Genomic DNA, 10,273 nt, shown 5'->3' with positions numbered 1-10,273 from the left:
TGCTGGCGACGTGGCGCCAGCAGGGACGCAATCCATACGAAGAGCTTCGTCGAGTCGTCAGCAGCAATGATATGATCTCACGGGCTCACGCTGTGCCGGCTGTCGAGACCTCGGGGTAAACACATACCCTCGGAAGAAGCAAGGTCGGCAAGACTGTCGGAGAAAGATTCAGTCATCCAAATCCAGATATTCTCTAACAGCGTTCCGGGAAGAAGCCTCAACCACTACTGTATCCTCTGAGCCTCCCTTGATTCCTACTAAATCCGTCTCCTTGGCGACTCTTTCAAGCTCTTCCTTGAGGGGAGGATACGATGTGCGAACAGTTCGCTTTTCATCGTCTCCAAGGTTCGTAATAGAGACGTGAGTTTTCCCGTCATGCAAAGTCTTGACTCTATCAGGGGAATTAGCTACCTCTTGCTCAAGCTCCTCTCCAATCTCCTGCCAGACTCCCCCTCTTGAATCAAATTGGCGGGCAGCTTCCTTTTTAAGCTCGGATTTGGTGGGTTCCTCGGTCGAATCGACAGATACGGTTAGGTCGATTCCATCGTCACTTGAGGAAAGTTCACTCGAAGAAGCAGACGAAGAGGCAGAAGAAGACTCAGAAGCTATGCTTCCTCCCTCGGTCCAACCGCTATTCTTCCTTCTGGAAAGACTTCTCTCGATATGGTCCGCTTCAAAGGTCTTCTCAAGACCGGAAGAAGAATCCTCAGTCTTGGAAGCTTCCCTCCATAGCTCAGTTGGGCTAACTCCCTTCTCTTCGGCAAGCTCTTCGATTTCCTTGAAAGTCAAGGGTTCGTCGGCTAACTCTTCCTCTTCGTTGCTGGAATTCGAAGAGCTTGTCGAAGAAGTAGAACCAGACGATTCGGACGAAGATTGAAGCTCTTCTCCCGTTACCCGGTTGGCATTAATACAGGTGATTTCGTCGTCGTCTTCGTCTTCTTCGTCAAACCATGCATCGGAAAGCTCTTCTCTATTAGCAGTCTTTGCGCTTTTCTCGGAGTGGCTATTTGTATACCTCATAATTCAAGTTCTTCTTTCAGAAAAGATTCGTAAGTGGTCCCCTTCGGAATATTACTTCTCAGTCTATTTCGGAACGACTTAGAAACCGAAATTGTAGTTATTTCTTCATCAGCCATATTCTTTCACTTGTTTCATATAGATATTAACGATATAGACTTAAATAACTTTCGGTGTGTTAGTTATGGAATTAATGTTCTTTCGACTGCCTGCGTTTCTCAGTCGCTACGCTCCTTGCGATACTCGGCAGTCTTCTATGGTTAGAACAACACTATCAGCCTATTCGTCTATTCTTTCAAGATATAGATGCTGTTTCCTCCAATAAACTATATACTACTACTACTTGCTGTATTCCTCTAATATACTACTATTATCTATGCTGTTGCTGTTCGTCTGTATTATCTACAGTACTCTATACTAGACTAGTACTATACTATAGATAACTCACTTCTTCCTCCATCCTATCCTATCCCCCTATAGTCCCCCTTTCCTTTCCTTCCTCCTTCTTCTCTATAATTAATTATTATTATACTATAGTAGGATGAGGGGGAATACCCTTTACAAAAATTACTCGTATAAAATTTGATGCTAAGTTAGAAAGACAGTAGTGCGGTTCGTTGCTCGTAATAAAGCTTGAAATTATATTTAATTCCAAGATTTAGGTATAGAAATTTGCTTCAAATGCTGAATCTCTCTATCGAATCTGTTGAAGAAGTCCAATTGCTTTTCCTTCTAATTTTTTCACTTGACTCTGAATATCAGATTATAATCTAAAAGCTCTCAGAATAGTTTCTAAGCATTTCTCCCCCAAGCTGATTCATCCCTCTCGCCTAACCTCTCAAATCGATTCTCAGGCAATTGAGAGACATACAATGCTGATAGACCTACCCCCATAGAGTAGGACGATGGATACCCCTTCTCAGATTAAGGAGGGGGAATAGATTCCATTGAATGCCTGTCTCTCTTGTTTTAGAATGAGCTTCGATTTGAAGAAAGTCGTTAACCAACAATCTCATTTTCATCGGTTAAAAACCCCCCACGACCCCCTTCAACTCCCTTTCACGAAGGGACATTGAATCAAGCTGAGAAACCACGACCCTGCTATAACAAAGAATAAAACGAAAACTCAATTCCAAAGAAAACACAGAAGAGGAACTAAGATTCTCAATCAGAATTGGATTCCTTCAAGCTTATCTGCTTCGTCATCCGGCGATATTGGTAAGTATTCCATCGTCATTTGTAAGCTGGAATGATTTAATCTGCCTTGGATAGTCCGAAGGTCTACATCGTGGGGTTCCTTCCAGAGATACATTGCATGACCCCTACGGATAGCATGAGATGTTATTTTGTATCGGTTCCTTCCGGCCTTATCTTGGTACATAACCTCTTGAATTCCCGCGTTCTCTGCTGCTTTCTTGATAATGATATTCGGCCTTTCGTCCCTGATTTTCTCGCTCCGGTGAGTCAGAAACAGGTAATCCGATTCGTTAGCTCCGGTGTATCCTGCCCGGTATCCACCGTTAATCCATTCATCAAGTAGCCAATTCAGAGAGTCAGAAAACGAATTGGTGAAAGTGTCGTTTACCTTCGGACAGTAAAATTCCTCAAGCTTGTTCTCTTTCAGGTTCACATCCTCAATCTTCAAGTTCGCAATAGAGCTTTGCCGTAGCCCCGTTTGAAACATCGTCTCAATAATAACTTCATTACGGAACTTGGGAGAGGGGACATTATCGACTAGCTCAATCTTCTGCTGTTTGGTGATATAGGGCTTAGAACTACTCGCTTCATTCTGGTTTGCATCGGGCAGATACGTGCTTTTCTTTTTCAGATTCTCGAAAGGGGTTTCATCCAAATAAGCGTAGAAACCCGCAAATTCGCTATACATGAGCTTGATACTAGCCCACCGACTTGATACGGTTTTCCGGGCATATCCCTTTTCGTCTTTATTCCCATTGAGGGAGAGGAAATATCGGTGTAAGAGCCTCTTGTGTCGTTCTTGTTCAACAGGCTCCCAATCCCTACCAGTATCGTCTAACCACTCAATGAACTGCTTAACGTCGCTCTTTCGCGTTTTGTAGGAGTGCTGTGAGTCGTATTCTTGTTCTTTATCTTTAAGCCACTCTGAGACGGGTTCGGGGAAATTCATTGCATCTTATCCCCCTTCTTCCGATAGCGGGGAATTTGCTCCCCTACTTCGTTTTCCCTGTATATTGCCCGAACTTGTCCGGTTGAAGCAGCTAACTCGTCTAAAACATCCTCCATCGTCTCTGCATCGACCGGTCCCCCAACCTCTGAAGCTACTTCTTCGGGAGACATAGGAGAAGCCATGTCTCCATCCGGCAATACAGCGAAAGCCTCGCTCTTGAGATGAGAGTAAGACGGTTGTTGACTCTCAACTATTCCTCTCATTTCGCCTAAATCGACCGAAAGGGCATTGATTTGGTTTTCCAGCTTACCGACTTTCTCAACAAGCTTTGCTATCTGCTTTCCATCCCGGTTTGAGTCATGACCCCCAGAAAGCTCCCTCTCGACTGAGGTACGGATTAGTTGACTCAGGGAGGAAAATCGATTATCCTCTTCTACTGCTTCCTTCCATTCCTCTTTCTGCCCTTCGTCAAGGGTCATGTTTAGTTGTGGTTTCCTTTTATCTCCCATATGGACCGAATCGCACCCAACCAAGAAAAAACCAAGTGGTACTTTTTAAGAAGCAGCTCATGTTCAGTCTCGCGCGTTCGGACGTGTTCCCGGTCGAAGATCTCGGCATCCGGAACGGGATGTCCGCGCTCTACGGCGACGACCTGACTCGCGGCGAGATGGTGGAGACGGCCGAGCGCTGGCGCCCGTACCGCTCGTACGCCTCGCTCTACCTCTGGCGGACCGTCGACTGACTGTCAATCACAGTCAGACCGCCGCAAACCTGACACCGGTTTACGAGCGTTTCCCAGGCAGTGTAGTTCTCTCGATAATAGACATAAAATTAGCCCAAGGAAACGTCCGTCGAAGCATAAAATATCGAACCACCCTCGCAGGTTTCACTCGCACCAAGAGAGTGCTGAGCCTGTTACCGTCTCATCTGAGGAGAACTGGGCTGATGGCACTCGCTCACACAACAGCCAGACGAAAACTATCGGATAGTTTCGTGCTGTTTTATCCAGTGGGCCAGTTACCGCCTTCTCCATGGAAGAGACGGAATCGCTCGATGCTATCGAGGAATCGGAGCCACCCGACCTGGAGTTCTACGGTGGGCGTGCCGCGAGTGCGATCCCGCTCGCCGTCTTCGTCGTCTGGGCCATCTTCCAGAGCGGCGTCCTCGGCGTCGGCGACACGCAAGGGCTGGTCGTCGGCATGCTCGTCGGCCTCATCGCCGGACTGTTCCTGGTGAAGGGCTCGTGGAAGGACTACGCCGACACCATCTTCGACGGGATGACACAGCGCGTGGCCGCGACGGCGGTCGTCGCGTGGCTCTGGGCCGGCATGTTCGCGAACGTCCTGCAGGCCGGCCAGTTCGTGAACGGCCTCGTCTGGGCCGCTGACGTCACCGGCGTCGCCGGAGACCTCTTCCCGGCCCTGACGTTCGTGCTCGCGGCCCTCCTCGCGACCGGCATCGGGACCGGCTACGGGACCGCGATCACGTTCACGACCGTCGTGTTCCCGGCCGGCATCCTGCTCGGCGCGAACCCGACGCTGCTGTTCGCCGCAATCCTCTCCGGGGCGGTGTTCGGCGACAACCTCGCACCGGTCTCGGACACGACCATCGTGAGCGCGGTCACACAGGACGCCGACATCGGCGGCGTCGTCTCCTCGCGGCTGAAGTACGCGCTCGTCGCCGCGGTGTTCGCGTTCGTTGCCTACGTCATCGCCGGCCTGTCGATGTCCGGTATCGAAGTCACCGGTGCCGGGACGAGCCTCGCCGAACAGGCGAACGCGGTCGGCCTCGTCCACCTGGTCTCGATGGGCGTCGTCATCGTGACGGCGATACAGGGTCGTCACATCGTCGAGGCCGTCTCGTGGGGGCTGCTGACCGCCATCGCAGCGAACCTCCTCCTCGGCCTCTCCTCGCTGGCCGACATCCTCGTGTTCGTCGCGCCCGCGGAGACGAGCCTCGCCTCCGAACTCACGTGGCTCCCCATCGTCCGACTGGCCGGGTCCGACGAGTCCGTCGCCGTCGGTGGCGCGCTCTACAACGGCGCGGTCGGGTTCTTCCCGCTCATCGTCCTGACGCTGCTCATCGTCGCGGCCGCGGAGATCATGATCCGCGGCGGCGGCTTCGAGGCCATCCTGGACTTCCTCATCGGGTCGGTCGCGACGACGGTCCGCCGCACGGAGCTGACGATGGTGCTGGGGACCGCGCTCGTCAACGGGACGATTACCATCAACACCGCGGCCGAGATAGCCATCGCGCCGTACATCGCGCGGCTGGGTGGGCGGTTCAACCTGAACGGCTACCGGCGCGCCAACATCCTCGACGCGAACACCTCCGCCCTCGGGTACATCTTCCCGTGGGGTGGCGGCCTGCTCGCGGGGTACGGTGCGATGACGAGCCTGACCGAGAGCGTCCCCTGGTTCACCGAGTCGATGGTCGTCAATCCGGTGACCGTCTGGCCGTACGTCTTCCACGGCTGGTTCCTCGTGGCGGTGTTCGTCTTCGCCGCGTGGACCGGCTACGGTCGCGAGTACGTCCACGACCGCCAGTCCGCCGAGGTGGAGCGCGTATGAGCTTCCTCTCTGCGGTGTTCGCCGGTATCGGCTTCCGAACAGCCACCCCCTCGTTCGCCCCCGGCGACGAGGTGACCGCGTTCGTCAGCGGCGTCCAGAACGGTGAGGCGCTCCTTCGAATCGGCGACTCGCGGCTCTCGGTGTCCGGTATCGACGACCCGTCCACGCTGGTCGACGAGCGGGTGCTGGTCCGCGTCGAATCGTTCGACGAGACGACCCACACCGGCGGTGCAGTCCTCGTCGAGGTCGTCGACGGCCGGGGGCTGTAGCAGACTCCCTGACCGACCGGTCCCGGCGACAGAGACGGCGAAGGTACCCGGGAACCAACGACCTATTTGCCTCGGTGTCGTCGCCCCGACGATGACAGGCGTCCGTCGTGATACCGAGGTGACTCGCGAGTGAGCGTCCGGAGCGACGCGGCCGAGGGTGCCCGGGCGATCGGTCCGTTCATGCTCGGCGTCGTCCCGTTCGGACTCATCACCGGTATCAGTGCAATCGACGCCGGCTTCGGCGCGGTCCAGACTGTCGCGATGTCAGTGGTCATCTTCGCCGGCGCCTCCCAGCTCGCACTCATCGAGCTGGTGGGCGACAGCGCTCCCGTCGCCGTCGTCGTCGTGACCGCCGCCGTCGTCAACCTCCGCTACCTGATGTACAGCGCGTCCATCGCGCCGTACTTCCGTGACTTCTCGCCGCCGTGGAAGTGGCTCTCCGCGTACGCGCTGACCGACCAGTCCTACGCCGTGGCCGTCACGGAGTTCCGCGACGACGAGACCGGTATCGGTCGTCGTCGCTGGTACTACCTCGGTGCAGCGCTCAGTCTCTGGACTGTCTGGGTCGTCTCGACGGCCGTCGGCGTCGTCGTCGGCGGGAGCGTGCCACCCGGGCTGTCGCTGGAGTTCGCCGTGCCGCTGACGTTCCTCGCGCTGCTCGTGCCGTCGCTGAAGGACCAGCTCAGCGGCCTCGTCGGCGTGGTCGCCGGCGGCGTGGCCGTCCCGGCGGCCGCACTCCCGCTCGACCTCGGGCTCGTGGCCGCGGCGCTCACCGGGCTGACCGTCGGTGTGCTCGTCGACACGTTCACCGACTGGCCGGCCGACGAACGACCCGGTGAGATGGAGGAAGACGCATGAGCTACGATACGACGACGCTGTGGGGTATCGTCGTCGCGGTCGGCCTCATCACGCTCGCACTCCGGCTCTCCTTTGTCCTGCTGTTCGGCCGGATCGACGACGTTCCACCTCGTGTCGAACGGACCCTGGAGCTCGTCCCGGCGGCGGTGCTCGCCGCGCTGGTGGTGCCGGCCGTCGTCGCGCTCGCCCCCAGCGGCGCGGTCGTCGCAGCGCCCCCGAAGGTGATCGCAGCAGCCGTCGCCGCAGGTGTCGCCTGGCGGACCGAGAACGTGCTCGCGACCATCGCGGTCGGGATGGGAGTGCTCTGGCTGGTCGGCGCGCTCGTCTGAACCGACCTGGGAACCTTCGAAAGCCCCGTTTTCGCCCGGGCATCGAAGGTTTCTGACCATTCGTCGGATTCCAATGGTTATGTCTGTTAAAAGGGCCGCAAAGAAGTTGGTATTGGGTGATGCGGCCGAATCCCTGATAAAGCCACACTATTAAGTGTGGTGGCCACAACTTGGACAAGTGTCATTCCCACCTGTCAGGGAATGGGGAACCATGGGAACCACGACTACGACCACCACGACCGAGACGAACCGACCACCAGAAGGGGGAGGGCCGTCGAAGGGGGAACTGTTCGAGGCGCTCTCGAACGACCGACGGCGCGAGACGTTGCGCCACCTGCTCCGACAGGAGGACGGCCGGACCACGAAGGGGGAGGTGGCCCGTCACATCGCCGCGCGCGAGACTGACAAACCCGTCGCGCAGGTGACCTCCGACGAGCGGAAGCGGGTGTACATCGCCCTCCACCAGACGCACCTTCCGAAACTACACGACCTCGGACTCGTCGAGTACGACTCGTCGCAGGGAGACCTCCGACTCAGCGACGACTGTGACGGACTGGCCGTCTATCTCGATGTCGAGACGATGGACGACGATGCCGACCGACGGCCCTGGCGACAGTACTACCTCTCGATAGGCATGACCGGGCTCTGTCTCACTGCCGTTCTCGCGACCGGTGTCGGCCCGCTCACGGCCGGACCCGGACTCGGCGTCGCCGCCGCGCTCGCGCTCGCAGTTACACTGACCGGTATCGCAGAGATGTACGGCGAAGAACGCAGCCTGCTCCCGGCGAGCGAAGAAATCGACGGGTAGCGACGCTACTCGAGCGTCTCCTCCTCTTCCTCGCGGTCATCGTCGTCGCCCGTGGCGTCGACGCGCTTCGACACGTCGACCTGGTAGTTCTCGAGGATGTCCCGGCCGAGGAGGATGGGGTAGTCCATGTGCGAGCGGTCCTCGACGCTCGCGGTGACGGTGTGCTGTTGGCCCCCGACGCCGACCACGAGGTCGACGACCGGGCGGGACTTGCCCTGCTTCAGGCTCCCGGACTTCACGCGCATCACCGACTTGATCGGGCCAGCGCCGACGTCGGCCGCCAGCCGGGTGTCGATGCTGGTCCGGGTCGCCCCGGTGTCCGACTTCGCGAAGACCGTCTTCGAGCCGGAGGTTCCCGAGACGACGACCTCCTCGGTGTAGCCGACGACGAGCGGCTCGTCGCTCTTCGTCTTCGACTTGATGGGTGCACACGCCGGCATCGAGTCGTCGAGCGTCGCTGAGAGCTCGCGTACCCGCTCGTCGTCGACCTCGCCGCCGGCCTCCTCGATGGCGAGCTTCGCGATGTACGGCGCGGGCGACCGCTCGGTCGCCTTGTACAGCCCCTTGAACCCGGCTGTGGGGTTGACCTCGAGGACGAACCACCCGTCGTCGCCCTCGACGATGTCCACGCCGGCGTAGTCGAGGCCGACGACCGAGGTGGACCGCTTCGCGATCTTCTTGACCTCGGTCGGCAGGTCGCCGGTCGCGTCCTGCACGTCGCCGCCCAGTGCGACGTTCGTCCGCCAGTCGTTGTCCGGCGCGTAGCGGTACATCGCGCCGACGACCTTGTCGCCGACGACGTAGACACGGATGTCGCGGTGACGCTCGCCGTCGCGCTCGATGAGTTTCTGCAGGAACGCGTAGCGGTTCCCGACCTTCGCGTTGACCGATTCGCCCTCTCCGACCTTCCAGGTGCCGCCGCCGTGGGTCCCGATGGCGGTCTTGTAGACGGCCTCCTCGCCGAACTCCTCCCGGTGAGCGTTCAGCTCGTCGCTGTCGAGCGCCATCAGCGCCTCGGGGACCTGGATGTCGTTGTCCGCGAGGGCCGCGGCGCTCGCAATCTTGTGGGTCGCCCGGAGCGTCGCCGACGGCTCGTTCAGCATCGGTCGCAGCGTCGAAAGCGTGTTCGCCAGTCCGAGTTCCTCACAGGGCTGTTCGGTGTTCGAGAGCAGCATCCGGTTCGCGATGACGTCCACGTTCGGCTTGAGTGTGGTTCCCTCGGGACCGACACGTATCGAGGTGTTCTCGGTGCGGAGCCACTCCGGCTCGTGCCCCAGTTCCTCGACCGCGTTGCAGATCGCCTTCGATTCCTTGCTGCTGTGGAGACTGAGAACCCCCACGGTCACTGGAGAAGATGTACCCATAACGGATTCACTCGACCCCACATCAAAAGCGTTGCCAGTTCCCAGCCGCCCTGCCCCGGCTGTGCACGGTTCTGGGCCGTCAGAGGTACGCCGCGTCCCAGCGCGTTGCCTTCCGGCGGTTCCCGCAGCTGTTGCAGACGACCTCTTCCATCGGTCCCATGGCGTTGTCGAACGAGTTGCAGGCCCCACAGAACAGCCCGTAGCGCCGTTCGCGCTCGGCGTCGACGTACGCCTCGTAGAACTGGCCCTCGGTGCCGCGGTGGGCCTCGGCGTAGTTCACGTAAGCGGTTTCGTCCCCGAGCGTGACCTCGTCGAGCGACTCCCACTCGACGTGTTCCTCGTCGGTGGCGACGAACACGTTCTCGGTCAGCGTCTCGTCGGCGACCGTGACGGTGCGGTCGCCGGCACGTTCGAAGCCGTGGGCCCTGTAGAACTCGTTCCCGTGCCGGTTCCCGTCGAGGACCGCCCCGGAGATCTGCTGTGCGCCGTGGTCGACCAGTGCCTCCTTCGTCCGGGTCAGCAGCCGCGAGCCGTAGCCGTGGCCCCGGTGGTCGGGGTGGACGTGGAGCCAGAGGATGCGCCCATCGGCCGGCGTCTTCCCCATGATTTCGCTCTGGGAGAAGGCGACGATGCCGGCGTCGTCCTCGGCGACGAGGAGGACGGCGTCGTCGTCCGCGAGCTGCTGGGCGAGCAGGTCGGCCGCGTACCACTCCTCCAGCGCCTCGTCGATCGTCTTCGGGTCGAGCATGTGGTGGTAGGAGTCGTGGAGCGACGCCGCTGCGACGGCCCGTAACGCCTCGAAGTCGTCGGCGGTTGCATCCCGAATCTGCATACGGTTCCCTTGGACGGGAACTGACATAATACTCCGCCAACGGCGAGCACGAGTGGTCGTTCGTCCACTTTCGAGTCAGA

General features: G+C 58.4%; 10 protein-coding genes and 1 pseudogene. 6 read left to right on the top strand and 5 right to left on the bottom strand.

The window, feature by feature from the left end; translation table 11 throughout:
- Positions 1-168: 168 nt before the first annotated feature.
- The 3 genes from NO978_RS14335 to NO978_RS14325 form a co-directional block, all read right to left on the bottom strand.
- Positions 169-1,020 (bottom strand): hypothetical protein, encoded by an 852-nt coding sequence (locus NO978_RS14335; RefSeq protein WP_257300276.1) that lies wholly within the window; start codon positions 1,018-1,020, stop codon positions 169-171.
- A 1,165-nt stretch (positions 1,021-2,185) separates the two neighbouring features.
- On the bottom strand, positions 2,186-3,163 hold the full coding sequence (locus NO978_RS14330; RefSeq protein WP_257300275.1) for a site-specific integrase: 978 nt from the start codon (positions 3,161-3,163) through the stop codon (positions 2,186-2,188).
- A complete protein-coding gene (locus NO978_RS14325) occupies positions 3,160-3,672 on the bottom strand; it encodes a hypothetical protein (protein WP_257300274.1) in 513 nt (170 codons plus the stop codon). The genes NO978_RS14330 and NO978_RS14325 overlap by 4 nt, the downstream gene beginning before the upstream one ends.
- A gap of 56 nt (positions 3,673-3,728) precedes the next feature.
- On the opposite strand from NO978_RS14325, the pseudogene NO978_RS14320 reads away from it, so the two are divergent.
- The 6 genes and pseudogenes from NO978_RS14320 to NO978_RS14295 form a co-directional block, all read left to right on the top strand.
- Positions 3,729-3,905: pseudogene (locus NO978_RS14320) on the top strand (DNA-3-methyladenine glycosylase 2 family protein); the annotation flags it as partial.
- A 289-nt stretch (positions 3,906-4,194) separates the two neighbouring features.
- Positions 4,195-5,733, top strand: coding sequence for a Na+/H+ antiporter NhaC family protein (locus NO978_RS14315; protein WP_257300273.1), 1,539 nt, complete (start codon positions 4,195-4,197; stop codon positions 5,731-5,733).
- Entirely contained in the window at positions 5,730-6,002 is a 273-nt protein-coding gene (locus NO978_RS14310) for a hypothetical protein (RefSeq protein ID WP_257300272.1), read from the top strand. Before NO978_RS14315 ends, NO978_RS14310 begins: the two co-directional genes overlap by 4 nt.
- Positions 6,003-6,182: 180 nt before the next feature.
- On the top strand, positions 6,183-6,860 hold the full coding sequence (locus NO978_RS14305) for an AzlC family ABC transporter permease (RefSeq protein ID WP_303647325.1): 678 nt from the start codon (positions 6,183-6,185) through the stop codon (positions 6,858-6,860).
- A complete protein-coding gene (locus NO978_RS14300) occupies positions 6,857-7,189 on the top strand; it encodes an AzlD domain-containing protein (protein ID WP_257300270.1) in 333 nt (110 codons plus the stop codon). The genes NO978_RS14305 and NO978_RS14300 overlap by 4 nt, the downstream gene beginning before the upstream one ends.
- 211 nt (positions 7,190-7,400) lie before the next feature.
- Positions 7,401-7,997, top strand: coding sequence for a hypothetical protein (locus tag NO978_RS14295; RefSeq protein WP_257300269.1), 597 nt, complete (start codon positions 7,401-7,403; stop codon positions 7,995-7,997).
- 5 nt (positions 7,998-8,002) lie between these two features.
- Here NO978_RS14295 and NO978_RS14290 read toward each other — a convergent pair whose 3' ends face one another.
- Both NO978_RS14290 and NO978_RS14285 read right to left on the bottom strand, forming a co-directional pair.
- Complete coding sequence (locus NO978_RS14290) at positions 8,003-9,361, bottom strand: RimK family alpha-L-glutamate ligase (RefSeq protein ID WP_257300268.1); 1,359 nt, start codon at positions 9,359-9,361, stop codon at positions 8,003-8,005.
- A 79-nt stretch (positions 9,362-9,440) separates the two neighbouring features.
- Positions 9,441-10,193, bottom strand: coding sequence for a GNAT family N-acetyltransferase (locus NO978_RS14285; protein ID WP_257300267.1), 753 nt, complete (start codon positions 10,191-10,193; stop codon positions 9,441-9,443).
- Positions 10,194-10,273 lie beyond the last annotated feature (80 nt).

Source organism: Haloarchaeobius sp. FL176, from assembly GCF_024609245.1.
Taxonomy (GTDB): domain Archaea; phylum Halobacteriota; class Halobacteria; order Halobacteriales; family Natrialbaceae; genus Haloarchaeobius.
The sequence above is the reverse complement of the archived record's forward strand: the minus strand, read 5'-3'. Positions and strand labels throughout refer to the sequence as shown.